At 66.1% G+C, this 25,876-nt stretch carries 24 protein-coding genes; 10 read left to right on the top strand and 14 right to left on the bottom strand.

All coding sequences use genetic code 11. The features are described from left to right. Window positions 1-833 precede the first annotated feature (833 nt). Window positions 834-2,141, top strand: a complete 1,308-nt coding sequence (locus J7J50_RS17910) for a GPI inositol-deacylase (RefSeq protein WP_215057740.1) — start codon at window positions 834-836, stop codon at window positions 2,139-2,141. 24 nt (window positions 2,142-2,165) lie between these two features. Here the strand turns inward: J7J50_RS17910 and J7J50_RS17905 are convergent, their stop codons facing one another. From J7J50_RS17905 to J7J50_RS17875, 7 genes are all read right to left on the bottom strand, one after another. Then, the gene (locus tag J7J50_RS17905; protein ID WP_215057739.1) at window positions 2,166-2,783 is read right to left on the bottom strand and encodes a methyltransferase domain-containing protein; all 618 of its coding nucleotides are present in this window, start codon (window positions 2,781-2,783) and stop codon (window positions 2,166-2,168) included. Between the two features lie 38 nt (window positions 2,784-2,821). Then, window positions 2,822-4,909 (bottom strand): phospholipase C, phosphocholine-specific, encoded by a 2,088-nt coding sequence (locus tag J7J50_RS17900; protein WP_215057738.1) that lies wholly within the window; start codon window positions 4,907-4,909, stop codon window positions 2,822-2,824. 307 nt (window positions 4,910-5,216) lie between these two features. After that, complete coding sequence (locus J7J50_RS17895; RefSeq protein ID WP_215057737.1) at window positions 5,217-5,678, bottom strand: GNAT family N-acetyltransferase; 462 nt, start codon at window positions 5,676-5,678, stop codon at window positions 5,217-5,219. 165 nt (window positions 5,679-5,843) lie between these two features. Then, entirely contained in the window at window positions 5,844-6,410 is a 567-nt protein-coding gene (gene yeiP / locus J7J50_RS17890) for an elongation factor P-like protein YeiP (protein WP_215057736.1), read from the bottom strand. 144 nt (window positions 6,411-6,554) lie between these two features. Then, window positions 6,555-7,325, bottom strand: a complete 771-nt coding sequence (locus tag J7J50_RS17885; RefSeq protein WP_215057735.1) for an SDR family NAD(P)-dependent oxidoreductase — start codon at window positions 7,323-7,325, stop codon at window positions 6,555-6,557. A gap of 178 nt (window positions 7,326-7,503) precedes the next feature. Continuing rightward, window positions 7,504-7,986: a GNAT family N-acetyltransferase gene (locus tag J7J50_RS17880; RefSeq protein ID WP_215057734.1), complete on the bottom strand. Its 483-nt coding sequence runs from the start codon at window positions 7,984-7,986 to the stop codon at window positions 7,504-7,506. Between the two features lie 113 nt (window positions 7,987-8,099). Then, window positions 8,100-8,711, bottom strand: coding sequence for a hypothetical protein (locus tag J7J50_RS17875; protein WP_215057733.1), 612 nt, complete (start codon window positions 8,709-8,711; stop codon window positions 8,100-8,102). Between the two features lie 194 nt (window positions 8,712-8,905). Here J7J50_RS17875 and J7J50_RS17870 point away from each other — a divergent pair, with 194 nt between their 5' ends. From J7J50_RS17870 to J7J50_RS17855, 4 genes are all read left to right on the top strand, one after another. After that, the gene (locus J7J50_RS17870) at window positions 8,906-9,925 is read left to right on the top strand and encodes a hypothetical protein (protein ID WP_215057732.1); all 1,020 of its coding nucleotides are present in this window, start codon (window positions 8,906-8,908) and stop codon (window positions 9,923-9,925) included. Between the two features lie 91 nt (window positions 9,926-10,016). Next, complete coding sequence (locus tag J7J50_RS17865; protein ID WP_215057731.1) at window positions 10,017-10,235, top strand: DUF4287 domain-containing protein; 219 nt, start codon at window positions 10,017-10,019, stop codon at window positions 10,233-10,235. A 164-nt stretch (window positions 10,236-10,399) separates the two neighbouring features. Next, window positions 10,400-11,809 carry a hypothetical protein gene (locus tag J7J50_RS17860; RefSeq protein ID WP_215057730.1) on the top strand — a complete coding sequence of 470 codons (1,410 nt, stop codon included), beginning with the start codon at window positions 10,400-10,402 and terminating at the stop codon, window positions 11,807-11,809. A gap of 240 nt (window positions 11,810-12,049) precedes the next feature. Continuing rightward, a complete protein-coding gene (locus J7J50_RS17855; RefSeq protein WP_215057729.1) occupies window positions 12,050-12,505 on the top strand; it encodes a hypothetical protein in 456 nt (151 codons plus the stop codon). 149 nt (window positions 12,506-12,654) lie between these two features. Here the strand turns inward: J7J50_RS17855 and J7J50_RS17850 are convergent, their stop codons facing one another. Then, window positions 12,655-14,667 (bottom strand): DUF262 domain-containing protein, encoded by a 2,013-nt coding sequence (locus J7J50_RS17850; protein ID WP_215057728.1) that lies wholly within the window; start codon window positions 14,665-14,667, stop codon window positions 12,655-12,657. Between the two features lie 386 nt (window positions 14,668-15,053). On the opposite strand from J7J50_RS17850, the gene J7J50_RS17845 reads away from it, so the two are divergent. Together J7J50_RS17845 and J7J50_RS17840 are read left to right on the top strand one after the other, a co-directional pair. Further along, window positions 15,054-15,239, top strand: coding sequence for a DUF6229 family protein (locus J7J50_RS17845; RefSeq protein ID WP_057942542.1), 186 nt, complete (start codon window positions 15,054-15,056; stop codon window positions 15,237-15,239). A 108-nt stretch (window positions 15,240-15,347) separates the two neighbouring features. After that, on the top strand, window positions 15,348-18,218 hold the full coding sequence (locus tag J7J50_RS17840) for a type 2 lanthipeptide synthetase LanM family protein (RefSeq protein ID WP_215057727.1): 2,871 nt from the start codon (window positions 15,348-15,350) through the stop codon (window positions 18,216-18,218). A 117-nt stretch (window positions 18,219-18,335) separates the two neighbouring features. On the opposite strand, the gene J7J50_RS17835 is transcribed toward J7J50_RS17840, so the two are convergent. Both J7J50_RS17835 and J7J50_RS17830 read right to left on the bottom strand, forming a co-directional pair. Next, window positions 18,336-19,013 (bottom strand): class I SAM-dependent methyltransferase, encoded by a 678-nt coding sequence (locus tag J7J50_RS17835; RefSeq protein WP_215057726.1) that lies wholly within the window; start codon window positions 19,011-19,013, stop codon window positions 18,336-18,338. A gap of 556 nt (window positions 19,014-19,569) precedes the next feature. Continuing rightward, on the bottom strand, window positions 19,570-19,968 hold the full coding sequence (locus J7J50_RS17830) for a RidA family protein (protein ID WP_215057725.1): 399 nt from the start codon (window positions 19,966-19,968) through the stop codon (window positions 19,570-19,572). A gap of 141 nt (window positions 19,969-20,109) precedes the next feature. Between J7J50_RS17830 and J7J50_RS17825 the strand changes: the two genes are divergently transcribed. Continuing rightward, a complete protein-coding gene (locus tag J7J50_RS17825) occupies window positions 20,110-21,036 on the top strand; it encodes a LysR family transcriptional regulator (RefSeq protein WP_215057724.1) in 927 nt (308 codons plus the stop codon). Between the two features lie 23 nt (window positions 21,037-21,059). Here J7J50_RS17825 and J7J50_RS17820 read toward each other — a convergent pair whose 3' ends face one another. The 4 genes from J7J50_RS17820 to J7J50_RS17805 all read right to left on the bottom strand — a co-directional run bounded on the left by J7J50_RS17820 (window position 21,060) and on the right by J7J50_RS17805 (window position 24,266). Further along, a complete protein-coding gene (locus J7J50_RS17820) occupies window positions 21,060-22,118 on the bottom strand; it encodes an alpha/beta hydrolase (protein WP_215057723.1) in 1,059 nt (352 codons plus the stop codon). A gap of 171 nt (window positions 22,119-22,289) precedes the next feature. Beyond that, window positions 22,290-23,180, bottom strand: a complete 891-nt coding sequence (locus J7J50_RS17815) for an RNA polymerase sigma-70 factor (RefSeq protein ID WP_215057722.1) — start codon at window positions 23,178-23,180, stop codon at window positions 22,290-22,292. A gap of 87 nt (window positions 23,181-23,267) precedes the next feature. Further along, window positions 23,268-23,684 (bottom strand): cupin domain-containing protein, encoded by a 417-nt coding sequence (locus J7J50_RS17810; protein WP_215057721.1) that lies wholly within the window; start codon window positions 23,682-23,684, stop codon window positions 23,268-23,270. A gap of 102 nt (window positions 23,685-23,786) precedes the next feature. Beyond that, window positions 23,787-24,266: a carboxymuconolactone decarboxylase family protein gene (locus J7J50_RS17805; protein WP_215057720.1), complete on the bottom strand. Its 480-nt coding sequence runs from the start codon at window positions 24,264-24,266 to the stop codon at window positions 23,787-23,789. Window positions 24,267-24,448: 182 nt separating this feature from the next. Between J7J50_RS17805 and J7J50_RS17800 the strand changes: the two genes are divergently transcribed. After that, on the top strand, window positions 24,449-24,709 hold the full coding sequence (locus tag J7J50_RS17800) for a sigma factor-like helix-turn-helix DNA-binding protein (protein ID WP_215057719.1): 261 nt from the start codon (window positions 24,449-24,451) through the stop codon (window positions 24,707-24,709). 5 nt (window positions 24,710-24,714) lie between these two features. Continuing rightward, on the top strand, window positions 24,715-25,749 hold the full coding sequence (locus tag J7J50_RS17795; protein ID WP_251044445.1) for a LysR family transcriptional regulator: 1,035 nt from the start codon (window positions 24,715-24,717) through the stop codon (window positions 25,747-25,749). The last annotated feature ends 127 nt before the right edge of the window (window positions 25,750-25,876 follow it).

Genomic DNA, 25,876 nt, shown 5'->3' with positions numbered 1-25,876 from the left:
CACTGTCAGCTGCGTACATGACACACGGATGGCGCGCATGTGGTTGGCGCGCGCCGCGCTGAGCGCACCGGCGCCGACCTGCGCGTCGTCCACACCAAAATTTTGGTGGAAGGGCCTGCTTTTGTAGGAGGGCCTTCAGGCCCGATGCCTTTCGATCAAGTCGCGGCGATCTGTGACAAGAGCATCGGGGCTGAAGCCCCTCCCACAAAAGCCGCCGCGCCGACCGCAGGATTTTTGCGGGAGGGCCTGCTTTTGTGGGAGGGCCTTCAGGCCCGACGCCTTTCGATCAAATCGCGGCGATCTGTGACAAGAGCATCGGGGCTGAAGCCCCTCCTACAAAAGCCGCCGCGTCGACCGCGGGATTTTGGTGGAAGGGCCTGCTTTTGTGGGAGGGCCTTCAGGCCCGATGCCTTTCGATCAAGTCGCGGCGATCTGTGACAAGAGCATCGGGGCTGAAGCCCCTCCTACAACAGCCGCCGCGTCAGCAGCAGAATTTTTGTGGAAGGGCCTGCTTTTGTGGGAGGGCCTTCAGGCCCGACGCCTTTCGATCAAGTCGCGGCGATCTGTGACAAGAGCATCGGGGCTGAAGCCCCTCCCACAAAAGCCGCCGCGCCGACCGCGGGATTTTTGCGGGAGGGCCTGCTTTTGTGGGAGGGCCTTCAGGCCCGATGCCTTTCGATCAAATCGCGGCGATAAATAAGCTCGCACCGCAGCCGCCGACGGCGAATCCGCCGCGCAGCGCCATTGCAGCCAGCCGCCGCAACGGCCCCGCAAACACCAAGCCCCCAACGACTGCGCTAGTCTGAAACCCCCAAGCCCCCGACCGCGCGGCAATGCCCAACAAACGCTTTGCCAGCCCCGAGGCCGGCCACGGACACGGCACCGATTTGCGCGGCATCGGCCGCCTCACCATCGACGCCATCACCGGCGTCGCCGATCTGGTCGAATCCGTCCACGCCACCATCGCCGCCTTGCCGGCGCCGCTGGGCAATCCGGTGCGCGATCCCACTCGCGGCATCACCGGGCAGGTTTATCGCAGCGTGCGCGGCATCACCCGCTTCGTCGGCGATGCGCTCGATCTCGCCTTCGCCCAGGTCGCGCCCCTGCTGGACCGCATCGACTCGCTGCCGCAACGCGACGCGGTGATCGCCGCGCTCAACGGCGTGCTCGGCGACCATCTGGCCGCGACCGACAATCCGATCGCGATCGATATGCGCCTGCGCAGCCACGGCCAGCCGCTGCGGCTGGGACGCAAAGCATTGGCGGCGGCGTTGCCGCAAGCCAGCGGCAAGATCGTCGTGCTGGTGCACGGCCTGTGCATGAACGACCTGCAATGGAACTGGGACGGTCACGACCACGGCGCCGCCTTGGAGCAGGACGACGGCTGGACGCCCGTGTATCTGCACTACAACAGCGGCCGGCATATCTCGATCAACGGCCGCGAATTCGCTTCGCGCCTGGAACGCCTGCTGCGCGAGTGGCCGGTGCCGGTAGAACGATTGGCCATCGTCTGCCACAGCATGGGCGGGCTGGTCGCGCGCAGCGCCTGCCATGCCGCCGAGCGCGCCGGACATCGATGGCTGGACCGACTCGACAGCCTGGTGTTTCTAGGCACCCCGCACCAAGGCGCGCCGCTGGAGCGCGCCGGCAGCTGGTTCGACATGCTGATCCAGCTCAGCCCGTACACCGCGCCGTTCGCGCGGCTCGGCAAAATCCGCAGCGCCGGCATTCAGGATCTGCGCCACGGCAATGTGCTCGATTCGGATTGGCGCAAGCACGCAAGCCGCGTGCGCACCGACAAAAAACGCGGTGAAGGCGACGAGCGCGCCGACACGCGCACGCCGGTTCCGCTGCCGCAGGCAGTCCGCAGTTACGCGATCGCGGTATCGACCGACAAGGCCGATTCCGCGAAACCCGCGGCCTCGAAAAACGCGCGTGACGCCGATGCCGATCTGCCGTCCGGCGATGGCCTCGTGCCGGTCGCCAGCGCGCTGGGCTATCACCGCGATCCCGCGTTCGATCTGCGTATTCCCAAGCCGCAACAATGGGTGGGGTACGGCTTGCATCACCTGGATCTGCTAGGCGACGCGCAGGTGTACGCGCACCTGCGACGGTGGTTGAAGCCCGGGCCGGACCGATAACAGCGAACGCAGGCGCGTCGCCGATCAACCGTGCTTGCGCGCGAGGACACGGCGCCAAGGCCGTTCCTCGCGTTCGCTTTCGTCGAAGTTCTCCCACTCCACCGTGAATCCGGCTTGCGCCAGGCGTTCGTCCAGCGCCTCGCTCGACCAGCGCACGAAGCGATAGTCCCGCGCATCGCCCTCCCAGGTTTCGCCCTCGCCGAGAAAATGCGACAGCAGCAGCGCACCGTTCGCGGTCAGGCCGCGCGCCAGCTTGCGCAACACGTCGTCCAACTGCTCGCGTTCGAAGTGTTGCAGCACGTACAGCATCAACATGCCGTCGTAGGTGCCGGCGATCTCGTCGCTCAGCACATCGAACCGGTAGGCCGCTTTGCCGCGTTCGATCTGGAACTGGATAAACGATTCGGTCACGTCGGTGCGGCGAACCTGCAGGCCGAGGGTTTCGAGGAAATCGGCTTCCCAGCCCGGCCCGGAGCCGATATCCAGCACGCGGCCGGACGCCGGGACGGCCGCGGCCAACCGTCGCAAGCCTTCGGCCTCGCCGGCCGATGGCGTCGCCGATACCGCCTGCGCATAGCGGTGAGCGTACTCTTCGTAAGCCGCCACGGTGCGGCGGTTATTGGCGTTGTCGGGATCGGTCATGTCGTCGCTCTCGCATGCGGCGCTGGCGAAGCCGCGACTCAGGCCCCGATGGCCGGATCGCTGACGCTGTCCGATCCGCTCTCGGCGTGACCGGCGAAACGGCGCAAATAACCGGCGTCGGTGTTGGAGGTGATGCTGAAGTCGTACCAATGGCGACTGGCCGCCAGCGGCCACAGCGCGGTCGCGCGCGCGCCCGGAGCCAGGTCGAAATTGCGCGCGGCCGTACTGCTGTAGCGGTTGGGCTTCAAGGTCAACCGGCACGCGGCCTTGCCGGTGTTGACCAGGGTCAGGGTCAGTTGCTCGGCGGCGGTGTCGTGGCGAACCGAGACTTCCGGATTGGCGCCGGTCGCCGTCAGCGCCTTGTTCAGATCGCCGCGGAACACGCGCAGGAAACCGTTCGGACCGTAGGCCGACAGATCGTAGATTCCCTTCGTGTATTGCTTGGCGCTCCAGTAATCCGACAACTGCGTGCCGGCATCGAGCGTGTAGTACCAGGGGCCGTCCGTGCGATTGCCGGCGTAGACGTTGTAGCAGGCGCCGGCGATGCCGTCGTTGCCGAAGTCCAGCCAGTAACGGCCGCTGGAGGCTTCGATGCGGCCGTCCACGCGTAACTCGTACGGCAGCGCGCGCGCCAGGCGCTGGCCGCGTTCCTGCCGCGGCATGCTCGGCTGCGCCGGCGCGGTGGGCTTGGCGAGCTTGCAGCTGGCGTCGGCGTTGGCCATCGTCGAGCTGGTGCTGGGCAGTACCGGGAAACTGGTGTTGGGCGTGTCGAAGTCGAAGGCGGTGCTCAGATCGCCGGCGACGGTGCGCCGCCATGCGCTGATGTTGGGCTCGGCGATGCCGAAGCGCGATTCCAGGAAACGCAGCACCGAGGTGTGGTCGAACACCTGCGAATTGACCCAGCCGCCCTTGCTCCACGGTGAGATCACGAACATCGGCACGCGCACGCCCAGACCGACCGGAATGCCGTTGTAGTTTTCGGTCGCGGTATCGACCGTGCTCTTGCCCAGATTCGAATCGATCGCCGGCAGCGGCGCCGGCACGTGATCGAAGAAGCCGCCGTTCTCGTCGTAGTTGATGATGAACACCGTCTTCGACCAGACCTCCGGATTGGCCACCAGCGCTTCCAGCAAGCGCGCGGACAGCGATTCGCCGTAGGCCGGCGTCGCCGCCGGGTGCTCGCTCATGATGTACGGCGGGACGATCCACGACACCGCCGGCAGCTTGTTTTCGCGCACGTCCTTGGCGAAATCGGCGATCAGGTACTCGCCGCGCGACTTGGTGGCGTTTTCCGCGGTGGAACCCGGCGCCCAGGCGCGGCCGCGCTTGTACAGTTCCGAGTTGGTATCGAGCTTACGGAAGTTGGCGAAGTAGGGCAGCGAGTTGTCGCCGTAATTGTCGTGTTCCTGGTACACGCGCCAGGCGATGCCGGCGTTCTGCAGGCGCTCGGCATAGGTGGTCCAGCGATGCCCGGCGAAGTTCGGGTTGTCGCGCGCCATGTCGGCGCTCCAGTTGCCGTCGTCGGCGTTGTTGACCGCCTGCGGGCCCAGATCGCCCACGGTCATGCCGCTGGTGCCGGTGAACAAATGCATGCGATTGGGATTGGTCGGGCCGTGATGCGAGCAGTAATACGCATCGCACACGGTGAACGCATCGGCCAGCGCGTAATAGAACGGCATGTCCTCGCGGGTGAAGTGGCCCATGCACATCGGGCCCTTGACCGAGATCCAGGCGTTGTAGTCCTTCCAGCGCGAATACGCGCCCTTCCAGCTGTGATCGATGTCGGCCAGGCAATGCGCGGCGGTGCTGGCGGTGTCCAGGTGGAACGGCAGCACCACGTTGTTCGGGCTGGTCGCCGACTTGGGCTGCTCGAACACGGTCTTGCCGCCGGGCAGCGGAATCGGCCGCGGATCGTCGAAGCCGCGCACACCGCGCAGCGCGCCCAGGTAGTGATCGAACGAGCGGTTCTCCTGCATCAGGATGACCACGTGCTGGACGTCCTGGATCGTGCCGGTCACGCGCGCGGCCGGCGTGGCCAGGGCGGCGCGGATCGAAGGAGGCAACAGGCTCAGCGCGGCGGCGCCGCCTGCGAGTTTGAGGAAATCGCGACGATTCGAGGAGATCAAGGCCTTGCTCCAGGGCTGGGCGGGCGGCGTTGCGCCGCGCTTAAACAATAAAGCCTGGACATGGCAGGTTGCAGCAATGTGGCAGCGTTCGCAGCGTGTTCGGATTCACAATCCTGCAAGTGCATCGCGCGAATTCTCCGGGGATTTTCTGTGATTCCGATCGCTGCTATCGATGTCTTGCTCGAGCGCGCTTCGCCGTGCGCACGCTGCGTTGCGCGAGGCCATGCGGAACCGTATCGCGTTCATCGGCATGAACGCCGCTGGATGTATGCGGGGTGCGGCGCGTTCAGCGCATGCGCGAACCGAATCAGTCGCGCAGCCACAAAGTCATCAATCGCCGCGGATGCACGATGTAGCCCGCGCGTTCGTAGATGCCGCGCGCATGCGCGTTGTCGTCGTTGACCTCAAGGCGCAGCGCATCCAGGCCTTCGGCGCGGCACAGCGCTTCGACCTCCGCCAAGGCGCGTTTGGCCAATCCGCCGCCGCGATGCGCCGGCAGCACGAACAACTCATCGAGCAAGCCGAAGCGCCCGCCGAATTCCAGGCTGAAACAGAACCCCAGCACGAAGTAACCGGCGATCTCGCCGTCGCGCACGATCAAGCGCAAGCGGCCAGCGTTGGGATCGGCGATCAGCGCCGCCAGCGCGCGCCGCAGCGCCGGCTCGTTCCAGGGCAGATGTTCGACCCGATAAAAATCGCGCAGCACCGGCAGCAGACGCGGCAGGTCGGCGTCGGTGGCGGGGGCGAATTCGTATGCGTGTTGCGTCATGGCGGCTCCTTCACGAACACGCCGGCCCGCGTGCGGACCGGCGTTTGAAGCGACGCATGCTACGCATCCTTGCGCGAAGGCGTTGTCGAAGAGCGGCCGCTCGTGCCGGCGCCGGTCGACACCGGCGCACGCCGAACCCGGGCCGCATGGGCCCGGGCGAATCGATCAGTCGGCGCGGCCGGCGAATTCGCCGGTGGCGGTGTTGACCAGCACGCGCTCGCCGTTGCCGATGTACTCCGGCACCATGATTTCGATACCGGTCTGCAGCTTGGCCGGCTTCGGACGCTTGGTCGCGGTGCCGCCCTTGAGTTCCGGCGGCGTTTCGATGACCTGCAAGGTCACGCTGGCCGGCAACTGCAACGCGACCGGCTGGTCGTCGATGATCTGCACATAGCAACCGCTGAGGTCATCGACGATGTAGCCGGCGGCGTCGCCGACGACATCGGCGTCGAGCGTGTACGGCGTGTAGTCCTCGTCGTCCAGGAACACGAACGCGTCGCCGTCCTTGTACGAGTAGGTGACCTGACGGCGCGAGAGTTCGACTTCCTTGAGCTCGTCGTCGCCGCCGACGCTGAGGTCGTACTTGATGCCGCCGGGAACCGAATACATCGTGAAGCGGAACTTGACGTTGCCGCCGCGGCCTTGCGGCGAGCTGCGTTCGATGTCGCGCACCTGGTACACGGTGTTGTTGTGTTCGATTACGTTACCTTTTTTGACGTCGTAGGCTTTCATTGGTGTGTGGCCGGGAATGGGGAATGGGGAATCGGGAATCGGGAATCGGGAATCGGGAATCGTAAAGGCGGTGGCGCGGGAATCGTGGAGCGAAGGCAGGATCGCTTTTGCGATTCCCGATTCCCCATTCCCGATTCCCGCCGCTTACTTCGGCGCCAACCGCGTCGCGCCGTCCAGGCGGATCGTCTCGCCGTTGAGATAGCGATTGCCGAGGATGTACGCGACCAGATCGGCGAATTCTTCCGGACGGCCCAGGCGCGAAGGGAAGGGGATCGAGGCACTGAGCGACTGCTGCACCGACTCGGGCATGCCATCGACCATCGGCGTCCAGAAGATGCCCGGCGCGACGGTCATCACGCGGATGCCGAAGCGCGACAGCTCGCGCGCCATCGGCAGGGTCATCGCGACCACGCCGCCCTTCGACGCGGAATACGCGGCCTGGCCGATCTGGCCTTCGTAGGCGGCCACCGAGGCGGTGTTGACGATCACGCCGCGCTCGCCGTCCTCGCCCGCTTCGTTGCCCTGCATCAGATTCGCCGCCGCCTTGGCGACGTTGAAGCTGCCGACCAGATTGACCATCACCGTGGTCTGGAACTGCGACAGCGCCATCGGCGCGTCCTTGCCCAGGACCCGGCCGGCGCCGAGGATGCCGGCGCAGTTGATCGCGACATTGAGGCCGCCCAGGAAGTCCCTGGCCGCGTTCAAGTTCTCGGCGACGCCGGCTTCGTTGGTGACATCGGTGCGGAAATAGCGGGCCTTGTCCTCGCCGAGCGAGGCCACGGCCTGCGCGGCCTTGTCGTCGTTGACGTCGAACAGCGCGACCTTGCCGCCGCGGGCGACCAGGTGCTGGGCCACGGCCAGGCCGAGGCCGGAGACGCCGCCGGTGATCACGGCGCGGACGTTGTCGAGTTGCATGGGCGGTCCTGAAGGCGGAAAACCGCCATTCTAAAGGACGGCGGCAATCGTCGCCCGGACCGCGGGCGGGGTCGGGGGCGGGCTCCCGGCGCTCGCCCGGGGCCCGGGCGCGGCCGGCCAGGTCGGCGGGCAGACCCCAAAGCCATGGGCCGGGGCAGGGCGCCCAGCCCGAGGCGCGCTACAAACTGCGCAGATACCAGGTATTGACGCCGCGCAACCCGCCGTAGCCCATCGGCGCTTGCAGCAGTTGGAAACTGTTCGCCTCCAGCACCCGCTGCGCCTCGCTCATGCGATCGAGCACCTCGACGTAGCATTGGTCGAAACCGAACCCGCGCGCGGTCAGCAGGCAGCGATCCAGCAGCGCCTGTCCCAGCCCCAGCCCGCGCACCGACGGCAGCAGATAGAACTTGCGCAGCTCGCAGACGCGGTCGGTGCCGCCCAGCAGCGGGCCGACGCCGGCGCCGCCGCCGAGGCGGCCCTCGCGTTCGACCACGAAGTAGGCGCTGCGCGGCAGGCTGTAGGCGCGCTGCATCGCATCGACCTCCGGATCGCTGATCGCGCCGGCGCCGAACTCGCTCATCACCTGACGGATGATCGCCGCTGCGGCGGCATCGTCGCGGGCCTGGATCGGACGCAGTACGACACCGGGAGGCAGGGCCATGAGGGTGAATCTCCTGATCGCGAGGCTGTCATCCTCGCTCAGACCGCCGCGCTTGCGAAGCGTGCCGCGGCCGATGTGGGAACGAAAGCCGCCGGGGCGGCCGCGATGTCCGCTCAGCGCGCCGTAACGCGTTTGAACTGCGGGTCCGAGTACAGCTGCCGCAACAAGCTCTGCATCGCCGTCAGCAAGCGGTCGGACGTCAGCGAGCGCGCGATCCACGGCGTGCCCGCATGCGGCCACACTTGCTCGATGCTCAAATCGCGTTGCATCGCGACCGCGCCATCGCGGCGCACGCTGACGTGCAGGACGACGCTGGCGCGGTTGATGCCCGACGACGGCGCCGGGCCGACCTGATAACGGCGCAGATCGCCGTCGATGTCGATCGTCGCCTGCGCGCTCAGCCGGCCGGCGGCCTGCAGTTCGGCGGACAAGGCATCGCGCAGATACACCGCCGCCTCGGCCGCTTCCTGCGTGGCCTGATCGTCGGCGCCGCGCGCGGCGGTGAAGCGGCCGATACGCATCGGCGCCGCATCGGCTTGATGGCGAAGGATGTCGGTGTTGGCGACCGAGACCCGATACTCGGGCAAGCCCGCCCAGGCCGGCGCGGACAGCGTCGCCGCCGCGATGACCAAGCAAAACGCGAACACGCGCAGCGCATGCGGCCGAGGCGCGCGCGCCGGCGAAGCGAGCGCGCGCGGCGCACGCGATCGGGTATCCAGATTCATCGAACTCCCCCTAGGTGCACGGCCGCGACAATCCAGCGATGGCGTCGGCGGGCCGCGGGTCTTTATAACGCGCGGCCCGCGGGTTTCCAATGGCGTTGATCGCGGCCGCTGGCGCGCGATACCCATCGCCCTACACAATGGGCGAGATCGCACCTCCGAGCTCTTCCCAACCACTTCACTTCGGTCCCTCTTCCATGCTCGACCGCCTGCGCAGTCTGTTCAAAACGGCCTCGCCGCCATCGCCGCAAATCTCGCCGTCCGTCCCGGTTCCGGTGCCCGAAGTCGCGATGCACTGGTGGGGCGATACCCGCCAACCGCTGCCGGACTGGGAACGTATCGCCGAAGCCGAGCGCCCGGACTGGTCGGATGCCGAACGCGATGCGTTCTGGACCGCGGCTGCCGATCGCTGGCTGCAAGCGCTGGCGCAATCGCTGGGCCCCGGCTACCGCGTGCTCTCATCCGAGCGCTTTTTGCTGCTGACCGCATTGGAATCCGCCGACGCCCAGTCGTTCCTGAAATTCTGCGAATCGGCGCGGCGCTGGATCGTGCGCAACCTGGGCCCGCTGGCGCAGCCCATCGGCGGCGGCAAGCACGTGTGCCTGATCTTCATGGAAGACGATCAGTACTACGACTACATCGCCCACTACTATCCCGAAGGCGGCGAATACGCGATGTCCTCGGGTATGTTCGTCAACGCCGGCTACGGCCATTTCGCCTTGTGCGAAAACGATGCCGACGCCATGCACCCCACCATTGCCCACGAACTCACCCACGCCTTGCTCGCGCATCTGCCCATTCCGACCTGGGTCAACGAAGGGATGGCGGTCAACACCGAACACAGCCTGTTCCCGCGCCTGGGCGACCCGCGCGCCTCGCTCTACACCCCGAAGGAAATCGCGCAGAAACACGCCGCGTTCTGGACCCCCGAACGCATCCAGGAATACTGGTCCGGCGCCGCCTTCCACCGTACCGACGACGGCAACCTGCTGTCCTACGATCTTGCCAAGAAAATGATCGGCTTGGCCGCGCGCGACCACGATGCCTTCGTCCCCTTTGTTCTGGCCGCCCATCGCGACGACGCCGGTCAAGCCGCCGGCGAGCATCTGGGCTACCCCGTGCAACACCTGCTCGAAGCGGTGCTGGGGCAGGGCGATTGGACCCCGCGGCCGCAACAGTGGAACGGCTTGGGTGCGGCGGGGAGCACCGGGGCGTGAGGTACGACCGCCACCGACGCTCACTCGATCCAGAAGGTATAAAGCCTACCTTCGATCCGCCATCGTGGCGGTTACCCAAGGAGACCCCGCAATGGCGGACGACGCAAAAGTAAAAGGCCCGGCCTCGTACTTCCCCTCGATCGAAAAGACCTACGGTCACCCGGTCGCGCACTGGTTCAAGGTGATCCAGTCGCTGGGCGACAGAAAGCACATGGAACTGGTGGCCCACCTCAAGAGCGAACACAAGCTGGGCCACGGACACGCCAACGCACTGGTGGCCTATCACCTGGCCCAGGCGAACAAGTCCTGATCCGCCGCCGCGCACGCCACGACAACACACCGTAAGCCCGCGCGGCCGATCCTGCGACCGGCCGCGACCACGATCACAACTCGCGCGCCCGTCCACGCATCCTGCGAATCCATGGCCCCTTCCGCCCCGCCACCGCGTTAAGGACGGGAAACAGGGAGCGGATCATGAAAACAGCGCTGATCGCAGTGGGTTTGATCGCGGCCACGGTGGCCACGGCGGTATCGCAGGAACGAACCGCGGGCGCCGCTGGCGCTACGCCGGCCGCTCCGGCCGCCGCCGACGGCACCGTGCGCTTTCCCAGCTACGACCCGCACTATCCTCCGCCGCCAGGCGCGCGCGATGTCTTCGAACTCAGCCAGGATTACCCGACCACCTTCGCCGACGACACCTTCCCGTGGATGGCGATCGACTTCAAAGCCTTCCCCACCGAATACCTGCGTTCGGTCCTCGACTACTGCCTGGAAGGCAATGTCGATGTCGATTTCAAAGTGCAGAACAACCGCGTGCGCAAGTGGTATCACGCGCCGTGGCTGCACGACGACGGCGCCCAGTTCGGCGGCGGCCGCGAATGGCGCCGCGGCCTCACCCGCGAACGCATGGCGCGCCCGCTCGACCTGCATCGCAAACAGACCGAGCGCGCGCAGAACTGGGCGGTCGGCTTCTACAACGACCGCGGCGCGGTCAGCCTGGGCAAGGTCTGGCGCACCGCCGACGGCCGTCCCGATCCGTCGAAATCGACTTTCGCGGACAACTCGGTGGCCTGCAAACTGTTGTTCACCGACGCCAGCACCGCGCAGATCCCGTACCTGAGCCGGACCAAGACCTGGACCGCGAACATCTACCCCGACGTCAACTACAACAAGCCGCGCGTGGATCGCACCGTGCGCCTGTTGCAACTCGACGTCGCCGTCAAAGACCCGCGCATGGCCGACACCACCGGCTGGGTGTTCGGCACCTTCATCTACGACGGCGGCGCGCCCGGCCCGACCGTGTGGGATCGCATGATCCCGGTCGGCGCGAGCTGGGGCGACGATCTGCCCGTGCGCACCGACGCCAATCGCGACGGCGTCTTCGTCAACACCGCACTGACCCAGGCCCGCATCACTTCGTCCTTGGTCGAACGCACCGGCTGGGACTACGGCAACCGAGCCTACGTCATGCACCACGGCCTCGGCGGCCGCCTCAACGGCCCCATCGACAGTCCGGTGTCGTCGTGCATCTCCTGCCACGGCCGCGCCGGCACCTACGCCGGCCCCACCGCGAGCAAGATCGGCCAACCGATGGTCATGGCCGTTTTCAGCGCCGCCAAGCCCAGCGTCTACCCGATGGCGCAGTTCGACGAATTCTTCAAACCCATCCCCGGCGGCGCCCACATCGAAACCCAGACCGGCGACCGCTACATGACCACCGACTACTCGCTGCAACTCAGCGCCGGCATCCGCAACTACTACCAGAGCCTGCGCACGCCGCCGCCGGTCGCCGACACCGGACCGCGCGCCGGTCGCGTCGGCGCGAACCGTGTCAGCGCGCCCGTGCAGGAGCCGCTGCGCACGGTCGATCGCGACGGTAATTGAGCGCATCGGCCGACGCGGGCGTGTCCTGTTAAAGCGCAGCCATCGCGGGGTTCCGGCGCAAGCCGGAACCCCGCCGGTATCGCAGTTGTCCCCGCCTGACGTCGCTTCACCCTCGCTTCTCACCCAACCCACGAGCGCCAACTACCGTGCCGCGATGTCCCATCGCAAGGCAACGGCATCGTGACCAGCATCGAGAGAGTCTTCATAGGCGAACGAGTCCTCATCGCGATCGCATGCGTCATGCTGTCGTTGTATATCGCCTGGTGCTTGTTGGAAGCGTGGTGGATGGCCGGCGTCATCCCCGAGCCGCTGGGCATTTCCTACCCGACCTTCATCGAAGGCGAATCCGGCTGGCGCGAAGGCTGCGGCGTCGCCATCTTCCGTCTGGATCGCGCCACCGCGGACGCGATAACGGAACAAGGCCTGCGTTTCTTCGACAACGCGCGTTACTCGCGCAAGGCCCACGACTACTACCACACCTTCGAGCCATGGCAGCCGACCCCGCATGTCCCCGACTTGAACGACGATCAGAGCCTGCTATCGCTGGGGCTGCACTGCGCCGAGGCCGACTGGGCGCTGCGCGAAGAGCTGGAACGAGCCGTTCGCGAGCCGGGCAACTTCTACGCCAACGGCCCGGAGAAAGTGCTGGTGGTGTTTCCGAAAAAGCGCCTGATTGTGCTGGCGTACTTTGGCTGAAGCGCGACTCCACGCGGTAAACATTTGGCGGGTGTGCGTAAGAAGAGGTGCGCATACAATCCTTTGGGCGCAGCCATGGCTTGTCCGACTACGCATTGGCGCATGGCAGCCTTGAACGAACAAGGCCGCCAGATGCGGCCCCTCCGGGTTCACCGCTGGAAGTCGGCGAGCAGTTCGTCCACCAGCGGTTTGAGGGAGCGTTCGCTGATCGGTCGTCCCGCCTTACCATCGGAGATAGCCTCGTGTTGGGCACCGAAGACCAGTGGCAAGTAATTCATGTACCGATCGGAATTTTCCACCAATTCGAAGTCCCAGCGCTCTTCGCATTTTTTGAGGATGGCCACGCCTCGAGCGGCGATGGTCAGGGTATCCCACTTTTTGAATACCCGAGCTACCTGCGCGGCGGAATAGCCGTTCTTTGCGTAGCGTTCTTTCTTGCCAGTGGGTCCGACATAGGGGTTGTTGGACGCGGATGAGTTGTCCGATCGCGAAAGAAACAGCAGATTGCCGATGGAATTGCCCAAGGCTTTGCGCAGCTTGTCATTGCGATTGAAGCGGCCGTCGATAGGGATGGCCTGGTTCCAGTCGTCCTTGGCTTCGGCGGCCTTCGGGAAAATGTGCTCCACCGTCTCGTCGAAACTGAAGTCCTCCCACGAGAGCTTGACGGGGGCGTTCCCATTGCGGCGGAAGGCTTCCTCGTAATTGAAGAGCGCCAGGCGGGTGAACTGCCAACCGTAGTATCCCCCGCCGTTGTGCTGACTGAATCGCTGTTCGATCTGTGTCGTTGCGAGGTCGAATTTTGAGAATGCACCGGTCCAATCGAAGCGCGGGTCCTGGCGTGACGCGTTAGTGTTTTTGTTCGTCGCCCACGCATGGAGATAGTCTGCGATGTAGTCGATCGCCGGCGCGGAATCCATTGCCGATAGCCCCGGAAGATCGCTGGGGTCCTTGCGGCCGGGTTTCAACAACGCTTGTGCACAACTGTCGAGATAAGCCTTTCCCAACGTGGATTTATTGCCGAGAAGGCGGAACACGATCACGCCGAATCGCTCGGCCTGGATCATCAGGTTGAGGATCGGCGCGAAAAGTTCGGCATGTGCAGCCGGTTCGATGACGGCGCCCGGGTGTTCCAGCCCGGCTCGCATAAAGGCCGAGAGCAGCAACGGTTTTATGTTCGAGAACTGGGCCCGATTGAGTTGGGTCAGCGCCTTCTGTTGAGCCGAGGGCAAGTGACGTGGCTGATGAATGTGCGACCACCACAGCGCCGCGGTTTCCAGGCTGCCGATGTAATCGTATATGTCCTGCAGTCGCAGGGAAGGATTCCGAGTGGTGAACTCAGAATCGAAGAGCTTGTTTCGCAGCCAGTTCTTCTCGCGCAATCGGCCATAGAAGACGGTCGCGTGGGCGTCCAGGAACGTGTCGTCATCCATCGAGGTTTCGGCTATGCGTCCAAGCGCGATGTAGATGCCGCGCCACGCCCGGTGGATCTCGTCTTTGATCCTCGCGCCGGTCAATTTGTCTTCGTCCGGAAGGACGGAGCACAGGTAGATCAGCCGATTTTTCAGAAGTTCCATTTTCGACAGCTGGAGTCCACGGTTGTTCAGTGTCTCGAATGCGATATGGATGTCGAAGCTGTCCGACACTTCAAGTACGAACAGTTGGAAGCGGGTCAACAGAACGTTGAGGTAATGCAACGCGTTCTGCGCCCCGAGCGTCTTTGCCTGTTCCTTGAAGAACAGCGTTGCCTTCTTGACGTTCTTGGCATAGCTGGATACATGGTCGGGAGAGATTCTGCTGGCCGCCCCGATTCTTCCGAGCGCATGGAAGTCGAAATGATTCTGAATGTCGTCGTTCTCCAGGAACGTCAACGCGTATGCGACCGGCTTCTGGCCGGCGGCTTCCCGTAGCGCGTTCGCCAGAATCATCATGGTCGTCAGTCGTTGCTGTCCGTCCACCACTTCGGCACGACTGCCTTGTGTTCGCAGCATCAGCATGCCGACAAAATGGCTGGTCGCGCCGAGCCTGTACAGATTGTCCAGGTCATTCCATAGCGCCAACCACTGTTCCTGTTTCCAGGCATAACCGCGTTGGTAATGCGGCACAACGAACTGCTTTTCTTCGAGAACGCTCTCAAGGGCGCTCAATTCTGCGGCATTGCTCATCAATGTTCCCCGTCCGTGTGTCGGTGATTGTAGGTCGGGCGGGTCCGGGCGTCTCGCGTACGGAGGGCATGGAACTGGCCGTGTGGCGTCCCTTTCCGACCCGCAGCGGCAGTTGAGTCGCGCCCCATGCCGCATAGCCCGTGCGCCGCCCAAGCCCTGCTATCAAACAGAACCCTCGCCACAGAACCCTGCTGCACTGCACATTTGACAGTAGCTCAGCGCTCTGCTTAGAGTGCCAAAGTGGTATCTCTGGAAACACGCCGCCGATGCGAATCGGTTTGCGAGGGAGAGGCCGCGAGGTTGAAATCGATGTCCGGTGCGACGGGGTTTCGACACATGGAGCGGCCGTCTGCTGGGCGACATTCAGTACTCAAGGAGGACTAGCAATGCAAAGCAACGATATCGTCTCGGGCTGGCTCAATGGCGCCGACAGCGTCGATGGCTACGAGAATCCGGCGGGTCCGCTGTATCTGGAAGGCGAAAGCGCGGTGACCGATGCCATGCGGGCTCCGGTAACGCATTCCACGTCGGTCTCTACATGCCCCAACGGCCGCTGCTACTGCTGCATCTGAGTTAGCCACGCGTCATCGACGCGCAGCCCGGCACGGGTTGCGCGTCGTCGCTACTCCCTCCGCGCGCGCCATCCTCGCGCCGCCGCCAGAACCCATACCGGTATCGCAATGACCGAAAGCCGTATCCACGAGGGCTTCGGTCCGATCACCGATCATTTCACCGCCGCCGCGCGCGAGGCCTTCGACGCCCGCCTCGCGACGCTGGCCTGCGGCCTGGATGCGGACGAATCAGAATTGATCCGCGCCGCCGTCGCCCAGGCGCTGTACGCCAATGCGCGGCTCAAGCTCAATCGCGTGCTGCTGCTGGAACTGCACGCGGCGAAGCTGGCCGGCGAACTCACCGCCGAGGATGAACCGGGCCGTTTCGCGCAATTCGTCGCCAAGGCCTTGCGCCCGGAGTTTTCCGAACTTCTGTACGGCCGCTATCCGCCGCTGCGCGAGCGCCTGGAGCGCACGCTGAGCCAGCAGTGCCTCGCCATCGAAACGCTGATCGTGCGCTTGATCGCCGACCGCGCGCAGTTGGCGAGCTTGCTCGGCGCCGCGCCCGGCCGCTTGATCTCGATCACGCTCGACCAAGGCGATCTGCACGAAGGCGGGCAGACCGTGGCGCGGCTGAGTTTCGAGGCCGGGCAGGTCATGTACAAGCCGCGTTCGCTGCGTATCGACGCGGTGCTCGACGGTTTCCTCGCACACGTCTTCGAAGGCGACGGACGCATTCGCGTGCCGGCGGTGCTCGACCAGGGCGACTACGGCTGGGCCGCTTTCATCGAACATCGCTATTGCGACGGCGATGAAGAATTGCGCGGTTTTTATCGCGGCCTCGGCCATTGGCTGGCGATACTGCGCCTGCTCGGCGGCACCGACATCCATCTGGAAAATCTGGTCGCCGCCGGTCCAGTGCCGGTGGTGGTCGATGTCGAGAGCCTGTTCGCCGCCGCGCTGCCGGTGACGCCGTCGGGTTACGGCCAGGCCTACGATCAAGCGCAGACCCTGATTCAAAGCTCGGTGCTGCGCACCGGCATCGTGCCGTTCCGTTCGCCGGTGCTGGGTTTCGGCCGCGCGGACTTGTCCGCCGCCGGCGCATTGCCGGGCGAGCAGCCGCAGTTGCAGGTGCCGGTCATCGCCGGCGACGGCACCACCGATGCGCGGGTGAAGATCGTCGAAGCGGAAATGGCGATGTCGCAGAACCATCCCAGCCCGAATCCGGATGTGTCGCGGTATTGGGACGAGATCAGCGACGCCTTTCTCGATGCCTCGCGGCGGCTGCGCCGGCTCGATGCCGACGGCGCGCTGGCGCCGCTGCTGAGCGCGTTCGAAGGCTGCCGCGCGCGCGAGGTCCGCCGCGCGACGCAGATTTACGTGGAAATCGGCCGCATGCTCTGGCATCCGGCGTCGCTGTACGACGAAGCCAAGTCGATCGAACGCGCGCGCAAGCTGTTCTCCAGCAGCGTCGGCGCGGTGGCGTTCACGGAGGAGGAAATCGCGGGCGAAATCCACGATCTGCGTTATGGCGACATTCCGATATTCGCGCTGTCGCTGTCGCCCGAACGCATCGCGCAGACCTTCGCCAATTGGCGCGCGATGCGGATCGAGCTGGAGGAAATGACGATCCGCAGTTCGCTGGTCGTCACCCAACTCAACAGCGGCGCCGACGGCCCGAGCGAACGCGACAGCCGTTCGCACTACGCTCGTCACCCGCATCGCGACCGGCTCGACGAACGCAGGCGCAAGCTCGCCGCGGATACGACCGAGCGGCTGTTGAAACTGGCGGTGCACGGCGAAGACGGTTCGACCACCTGGATCACGCCGGAGAGCTTCGGCAGCCAGGGCTGGCATGTGCAGCCCTTGGGCGGCGACACCTATTTCGGCCTCGGCGGTGTTGCCGTGGCCTTGGCCGGGTATCGGCATGAAGTGGCTAACGGCCGCGCCGATCCGGTGGCGGGCGTGGATGAGGCTCTGGAAGGCGCCCTGGTCGCGTTGCAGAGTCTGGTCGAGGCCGAGCCGGCGCCGGCGACGGTGGGCGGCTTCACCGGCGACGGCAGCCGCATCTGGGCCTGGCTGGTGCTGCACGATCTGCTCGGGCGGCCGCAATTGCTGGCCAATGCCAGCGCCTGCGCGCAGGCGCTGGAGCAAAAAGGCTTCGACGACGATCGCAGCCTGGATATCACCGACGGCAGTTGCGGCGCGGTCGCGCCGATGCTGGGCCTCGCCGAAGCCACCGGCGACCGGCGTTGGCTGACGCTGGCCGCGCGCGCCGCGGCGCGCCTGCAATCGGCGGTGCGCAGCGATGAGCGCGGAACCTATTGGCAGACGCTGGAACTGGCCGATCCGATCGGCGGCTTCGCCCACGGCGGCTACGGTATCGGCTGGGCCTTGGCGCGTCTGGCGCGCAGCGACGCCGGCAGCGAATCCGAACGCAAGGCTTGGAACGAACTCGCCGATGCCGCGTTCGCCTTCCAGGATTCGTTGTTCGACGCTTCGATCGGCAACTGGCGCGATGTGCGCATGCAGGACACGGTGAACTTTCCGACCTGGTGCAACGGCGGCGTCGGCATCGGCCTGGCCGCGGCGGATCTGTACGCGCGCAGCGGCGATGCGCGCGATCTGCGCGACATGCGCCGCGCGGTGGCGGCGGCGCGCGGGCAGTGGGGCTTCACCCACACGCTGTGTCACGGCGATTTCTCGCTGTGGGAGCTGCTGGTGCGCGCGTCCTTGCTCGATCCGGACGCCAGCGCCATCGATCGCGACGACGCCACCGCGCAAGTCGTTTCGGCGATCGAGGAACACGGCATCGTCGGCGGCATCACCAAGCAGGCGTTCACGCCGGGACTGATGACCGGTCTGGCCGGGGCGATTCACGGGCTCAACCGCATGCATCCTGAGTGCGATCTGGCTTCGCCGTTGTTGCTGGAATGCAAGCGGCAGACCGGTTTGAAGACGCGCACGTCGGCGGACGCAGAGGCGCTGGCGGTCTCTTGAAACCTGAGAGTCTCTGCTTCGGTGCGGAGCCGCTGTTTTTTTGCTCGTCGTTCCCGCGTTCGCGGGAATGACGGGCAAGGGGGCTCTAAGGAAGCTCGTAGACGCTCCCGGGCGATATCAGACAGGGTTGCAGGCGACCCAGCCCTTGAAGGTAAACCCGGCATAGAACAGTTCGATCCGCTCGAAGCCAGCTTCCTCCAGTAAAGCTGCGTCTTGCTCAGGCGAGAGCAGCGGCAGGCGGCTATTGATCGCGGCGACGGCGTTGGCCGCATCCACCGTGGGCACGCCGGACGCCGCCGCGAAGGCGGCGTAACGATGGAGCCAGCGCAGTCTCTGGTCTTCGGCTTGCGGAACGCTGTGATGGGCGACGATCAGCGGCGCGCCGGGTTTCAGGCGCCGCCTGAGTTCGCGCAGCGTGTGCAGGCGCTCATGGCTGGGCAGGAAGTGCAGGGTCAGCAGGCAGGTGGCGCCGTCGAAGGGGCCCGACGGCGCGGTGTCGATATAGCCTTCGACCAGTTGGACCTGTGTCGCGAGCGGGCCCAGGGTGGCGTCGGCGAGTTTCAGCATCTCCGCCGAAGGGTCCACGCCGACCAGCCGCCATTGCGGGTGCGCTTGTGCGAAGACCTTCAACTCCAGGCCGCCTCCGGCGCCCAGAACGAGGACGTGGCCGTCATCGGGAACGGTTTCGGCCAACAGCAGCTCGGTCATCTGTTGCAGGGCATGAAAGCCCGGCACCTGCCTGACGGGGCCTTGCGCGTAACGGGCAACCGCTTGCGGATCGGAGAACGACGACACAACCGGGCTCCAGCGTGGGGTTCGGGCGGTTCATGCTACTGCAAGGGCTACATCTGAAAACACGCGCGATGATTGAGCCCCTCTCCCGCTTGCGGGAGAGGGGGTGGGGTGAGGGGCCGCAGCCGTCGCGGAACTCAAGAGCATTCGCGCCTATGGCGCTCACACCCTCACCCCGGCCCTCTCCCGCAAGCGGGAGAGGGAGAGCGAGAAGGAGAGGAGAGCGAGAGAGAGCAGATGCGGATGCGGTTTTATTGACAGGTTTGGCGGCGGCTTTCGCGATAGTAAGCATCGGCTGCACTACCTTCACCACCGCATGCGCCGTCATGGCCGCGTTCCGATCGCCCACTCACCGTTCCGGCGCGACGTGTATGTCGATAGCGGCAGTCTCATTGCGCACCTCCTCGTTGCTTGAGTCCGGTGGGCGATTGAGCATCACGGCGGGGGGCTTGCCACAAGCCCGGACTGGTTTAGGATAGTGACAGGGAAGTGCCGCGAATTATCGCCATGGGTTCATCCCGCGCGGACGGAGCCCCTTCCAGCCCGGCCCCGGCCGCGATCACTCGCCCTGCGGCAGTCTGGCGATCACCTTGATCTCGAAATCGAACCCATACAGCCAGGTCACGCCGATGCCGGTCAGGGTCGGGTACGGCGCGTCGCCCCAATACTCGGGCAGGACCTTCCAGATCGTGTCGAACTTCGATTCGGGATCGACGATGAACACGGTCGCGTCGATCACATCCTCGAAGCTGCAGCCCGCCGCTTTCAAAATCGCGTTCAGATTTTCGAACGCGAGCCGCACCTGCGCCTGCAGATCCGGCTCGGGCGAGCCGTCTTCGCGGCTGCCGACTTGCCCGGATACGAACAGGAAGCCGTTCGAGCGGATCGCCGGGGAATAGCGATTGCGTTCGTACAGGGCTTGCCGCCCGCTCGGAAAAACCACGTCGCGCTTGCTCATGCACACCTCGATCCATGGGCCGCGGCCGGCCCGTTGTTGACGATGCCAGGACTGTAGAGCGGGCCGGCGCGCGGATAAACGCGCGCGCCCACCCATCACTGTTTGTAGAATCCAAACAATCTTCGAGCGCCTGGAGCGGTGATGGACCGTATTGATGCGATGCAGGCGTTCGCGCGCGTGGTCGAAACCGGCAGCTTCACCAAGGCGGCCGACACGCTGCACATGAGCAAGACCAGCGTGACCCAGTTGGTGCAGCAGTTGGAGGCGCGGTTGCGGGTGAAGCTGCTCAACCGCACCACGCGCAAGGTCAACGTCACCGCCGACGGCGCCGTCTATTACGAGCGCGTGGTGCGGTTGCTGGCCGATATGGACGATGCCGAAACCAGCCTGTCCAGCGCTTCGGCTTCGGTGCGCGGCAAGCTGCGGGTGGACGTGCCCAGTCCGCTGGCGCGGACGATCCTGGTGCCGGCGTTGCCGGAGTTTCATGCGCGCTATCCCGATATCCAGATCGACCTGGGCGTCAGCGACCGCATGGTCGATTTGATCGGCGAGAACGTGGACTGCGTCGTGCGCGGCGGCAAGCTCACCGATCAATCGCTGATGGCGCGCCACGTCGGCGATCTGCGACTGGGCGCCTACGCCGCGCCGGATTACCTGCAGCGCGAGGGCAGGCCGGCGCATCCGCGCGAACTGGAAGACAGCCATCACCGCATCGTCGGTTTCCTGTGGTCGCGCACCGGCAAACCGTTTCCGTACGCCATGCATCGCGATGGCGAGAGCGTCAGCGTGCAAGGCCGCTACGTGTTCGCGGTCGATGACGGCAACGCTTATCTGGCCGCCGGTCTGGCCGGCCTGGGCGTGCTGTGGCTGCCGGACTACATGGCCAAGGCGCACCGCGCCGCAGGCGAACTGATTCCAGTGTTCGAGGATTGGCGCTTCGATCCGATGCCGTTGTATCTGGCGTTTCCGCCGAACCGGCATGTCAGCGCCAAGCTGCGTGTGTTCATCGACTGGATCGTCGAGGTGATGGCGCAGCACGCGCCGGTCATCGATCCGCGCGAGCGCTGAGGCGTCGGCGCCCTCGGCCTGAGTCAGAACGCGGCGACGTCCACCACCGCCTGCGCGAACGCGGCTGGCGCTTCCTGCGGCAGATTGTGGCCGATGCCGCCGCTGATCGGCCGGTGCGCGTACTTGCCGGTGAATTTATTCGCATAGGCGCTGCTGGGCGGGTGCGGCGCGCCGTTGGCGTCGCCTTCCAGGGTGATGGTGGCAACGCCGATGTCGGGCATCCGCGCCAGCCGCGCTTCGATGTCGTCGAAGCGCTTTTCGCCTTCGGCCAGACCCAGGCGCCAGCGGTAGTTGTGAATGACCACGGCCACGTGATCGGGATTGTCGAACGAGGCCGCGCTGCGCAGGAAGGTGGCATCGTCGAAACGCCACTGCGGCGAGGCCAGTTGCCAGATCAGTCGCGAGAATTCGCTGCGGTTGCGCTCATAGCCCAGGCGGCCGCGCTCGGTGGCGAAATAGAACTGATACCACCACTGCAGCTCGGCTTGCGGCGACAGCGGCGCCTGATTGGCTTGCTGACTGCCGATCAGGTAACCGCTGACCGAGACCAGGCCCTGGCAGCGTTGCGGCCACAGCGCGGCCATGATGTCGGCCGTGCGCGCGCCCCAGTCGCAGCCGGCGAAGATCGCCTTGTCGATATGCAGCGCGTCCAGCAGCGCGATCGCATCGGTGGCGAGCGCGGCCTGTTGCCCGTTGCGCGGCGTGTCGGCGGACAGGAAGGCGGTCGAGCCGTAGCCGCGCAGGTACGGGACGATGACGCGGTAACCCTTCGCCGCCAGCAGTGGCGCGACTTCGGCGTAGGTGTGGATGTCGTAGGGCCAGCCGTGCAGCAGCAGTACCGGCGGACCATCCTCCGGGCCCATCTGCGCGTAGCTCACGCGCAGCACGCCGGCGTCGATCTGCCGCAGCGCTCCCCACGCCGGCTTGCCCGCGGCAGTCGCGGGCGCCGCGCGCACCGACGCGGGCGCGGCGAGCACCGACCCGATCGCGCCCAGCGGGCCGGCGGCGAAGGCGAGCGCCGCGCCGCCCAGCAGGCGGCGACGCAGGGGGTTGGTCGGCGGGGCGGAAGGACCGGTGTTCATGGACTGTCTCCTGATGAAGGCCGATCCGCCGGCGGATGCGGCGGCGTGGCGGGATGGCGTCCATTACGCGCCGGCGGCGTATCCGCCGGGTGTCGGCGCGGTCGCCGATTCGTATGCGAATGCGCGGGCGATGCGTCCGGATACATTGAGATACAAATCGCCGCCGCGGCGTTAGCTCAGCAGCGCCACCTGAGCCGCGGCGATGCGCCGCAGCTTGTCCGGATTGCGCTGGATGTAAACGCGCACGATGCGCTCGCCGTCGGTGTCGAAGGACTGCACCGATTCCAGTTCCGCGCCGACGTAGCGCAACAGGCCCAGGCGGCCGTTGATCGAGGCCGGCACGTTGCGCAGATCGTGCTTGTAGCGCAGGCGCGCGGCGTACAGCAGCTGGGCGATGCGCGGCCCGCCGACCATCGGCTCGGCGAAACTGGTGACGATGCCGCCGCCGTCGCCGACCAGGGTCGCCGACTCGGCCATCATCTGTTTCATGCCGTCGAAATCGCCGCTGGACAGCGCCTGCGCGAAGCGAAGCATCAGGCGCTGATGCGCCTGCGCCGACACCACGTAACGCGGCCGCTCCTCGCGCAACTGGGTCTTGGCCCGATGCACGATCTGGCGGCAGGCGGCTTCGCTCTTGTCCAGGGTGCGCGCGATGTCGCCGTAGTCGGCATCGAACACCTCGCGCAACAGGAACGCCGCGCGCGCTTCCGGCGCGAGCCGTTCCAGCACCATCAGGAACGCGATCGACAAGTCGCTCGCGGCTTCCTGCAGTTGCTCGGGCGTGGCCTCGCTGGCGTCGGTGAGGATCGGCTCGGGCAGCCAGATGCCGACGTAGTGCTCGCGGCCGGTACGGGCCAGGCGCAGGCGGTCGATCGAGCGCCGGGTGGTGGTGGTCACCAGCCAGGCTTGCGCATCCTCGATGCGCTCCGGATCGGCCTTATGCCAGGCCAGCCAGACGTCTTGCACCACATCCTCGGCTTCGGCCACCGAGCCGAGCATGCGGTAGGCAATGCCACGCAAGCGTGGTTGCAGTTGGGTGAACAGTCGAGTCGCGCCTTCCATGCCTATCATGTCGGGACAGCAGGCCCGATTGTGACATGCCGCGTTCGACGGCCGCCCCGGCCGCCCCGCGCCGGCGCCGGCCCGCGATCACGGAACCGGGATCAGCGCCGGCTTGTCCACGTCCTTCAGCAGCACCACCACGAACTTGGCCGGCTTGTCGCCGCTGGCGTTGCGGCCGACGGTGTGGATGTCCTTCGGGCCTTCGTAGAAACTCTGGCCCGCGCTCAGGGTGACTTCCTTGCCGCCGGCCACGCCCATCACGATGGAACCTTCCAGCACATAGACGAACGCGTCCGCGTCGTGGCGATGCACCGGATCGGCGCCGCCGGGCGGGTATTCGACGGTGATCATCAACGCTTCCTTACCCGGGTAGCCGGACAGCGGATGGGACATGACGGTGGTGACCGAAGGCGGCGGCGCGGCGCCCGCGGCGGCGGGACCGTGGGCCGATGCGGCCGCGGGGGCGAGCAGCGACAGCAGGGCGAGCGAATGGCGGATGCGCATGGGAACCTCGATGTGACGGCGCTCGCGGCGGAGCGATGATGGCGAATACGGGAACACCGTTCGCCGCCACGGCGCGTGGCCGCGGCGGCGAACGCGGCGGACTCAGGCCAGATTGGCCTTGTCCAGTCCGAAGGCCTTGTCCAGGCTGCCCGGAACGGTCTGGAAACCGACGTTGACGCGATTCCAGGCGTTGATGTTCATGACCACGAAACTCAGGTCGGACATTTCCTTCTCCGACAACTGCGTGCGCACGCGTTCGTAGATTTCGTCCGACACGCCCTGTGCCGGAATCTGGGTCAGCACTTCCGTCCACGCCAGCGCGGCGCGTTCGCGCGGGGCGAACAAGGTCGATTCGCGCCAGGTGGCGAGGTGATGCAGGCGCAGCGGGCGCTCGCCGTGCAAGGTGGCCTGCTTGATGTGCATGTCCACGCAGAACGCGCAGCCGTTGATCTGCGAGGCGCGGATCGAGACCAGATCGTGGATGGGCCGCTCGATCGAGGACTTGTCCGTGAGCATGCTGAACTCGATGAGCTTCTTGAACAGTTCCGGGGATTGCTGCTGGTAATCCAGGCCTTGACTCATGGCGAAGCGTCCTTGGGTGGGTATCGACGGGGGAGAGCGACCGGGGATGAGCCGGGTTGCCGATCCAGCCTAGGCAGCGCGGCCGCGGCCCGGTAGGCACGCGCACGGACGCGCGGTGTTGAGCGCCGGGCACCAGTGCGGCCGGCGTGTCACAAGCCGATGCGCTGCGCCGACCTTGGAGCATGACCATCATTTTTCATCACCGGCCCGGCGATCCGGCGCCGTCGCAAGCCGAGCGGGTCTGGCTGGATTTCCTGCGCGCGCTGCAGGCGCTGGCGCCGGAGGCGCAGGCGGCGTTCGTGCTGCATGTGATCTTCGAGACCAGCTACGCCGACATCGCCCGCATGATCGGCCAACCGGCGGAGCTGTGCCGCCAGCAGGTCGAACACGCTCGCGCTCATGCGCTGGCGTCGCGGCACCGGTGCGGGCAGGACGAGGCGTGAGGACCATGAATCTGGCGATGAACGCGACGACGCAGACTCCGATCGACGGCCACGACGCGCTGCCGTGCAGCTTCTCGGCCAGCTATGCCGGCGTGGTGGCCTTCATCACCGTGGCCACCGAGGGCAGCTTCGCGCGCGCGGCCGATCGCCTGGGCGTCGGCCGCTCGGCGGTGAGCCGCAGCGTGCAGAAACTGGAAGGGCAGTTGGGCGCGCGGCTGTTCCTGCGCACGACGCGCTCGACATCGCTCACCAGCGAGGGCGAACTGTTCTTCGAGAACTGCCGTCCCGGCGTGGAGCGGATCACCCAGGCCCTGGACGAAATGCGCGACCTGCGCGAAGGCCCGCCGCGCGGGCAGTTGCGCATCAGCTCGACGCACGGCTTCGGCCGCAACGTCGTCGCGCCGCTGCTGGCCGAGTTCCGCTTGCGCTATCCCGGGATCGGCATCGAACTGACCTTGGAAGAACGGCTGGCCGATCTCGCCGTCGATCGCGTCGATGTCGCGTTCCGCGACGGCCGCATGGACGACAGCCAGGTGATCGCCAAGCAGCTGATCCCGATGCGCATGCTGGTGTGCGCCTCGCCCGATTACGCGCGCCGGCGCGGCCTGCCGGCGTCGATCGGCGAGTTGCAGGCGCACGCCTGCATCCACCGGCGGCTGCCGAACGGGCGCCTGCGCGGCTGGGACTTCAAAGTGGACGGCGTCGCCCAGTCGGTCACGCCGCCGGGGGAGTTGGTGTTCAACGACGACGATCTGCTGCTGCAAGCGGTATCCGCCGGCCAGGGGCTGGCGCAGATGCCGGCGTACCAGGTCAGCGCGGCCTTGCGCTCGGGCGCGCTGCTGTCTTGCCTGAATCCGTTCGCGCCCGACGACCGCGGCCACTACCTGTGCTATCTGAGCCGGCGCCAGCTGCCCAAGCGCATCCGCGTGTTCATCGATTTCATCACCGCGCAGGTGCGGGCGTTGAATCTCGATACCGAGTTGGATGCGCCGCCGCCGGTCGCGCCGGCCTTCGACTTGCGCACCGACGCGGCGGCTTGATATGGCCGCCGTTGCCGCCCAGCGGGCATTGGTGCATGCCGGGAAACATCGCGCATCCGCGCGCAGGCCTATTGCGATCGATGCCCGGCGCCTAGCATCGCTTGTCGTTATCCGTTGTTTCCGAGCC

Origin of the sequence: Lysobacter sp. ISL-50 (genome assembly GCF_018612875.1) — a bacterium.
In the GTDB taxonomy this organism is placed as follows: domain Bacteria; phylum Pseudomonadota; class Gammaproteobacteria; order Xanthomonadales; family Xanthomonadaceae; genus Lysobacter.
The sequence above is the reverse complement of the archived record's forward strand: the minus strand, read 5'-3'. Positions and strand labels throughout refer to the sequence as shown.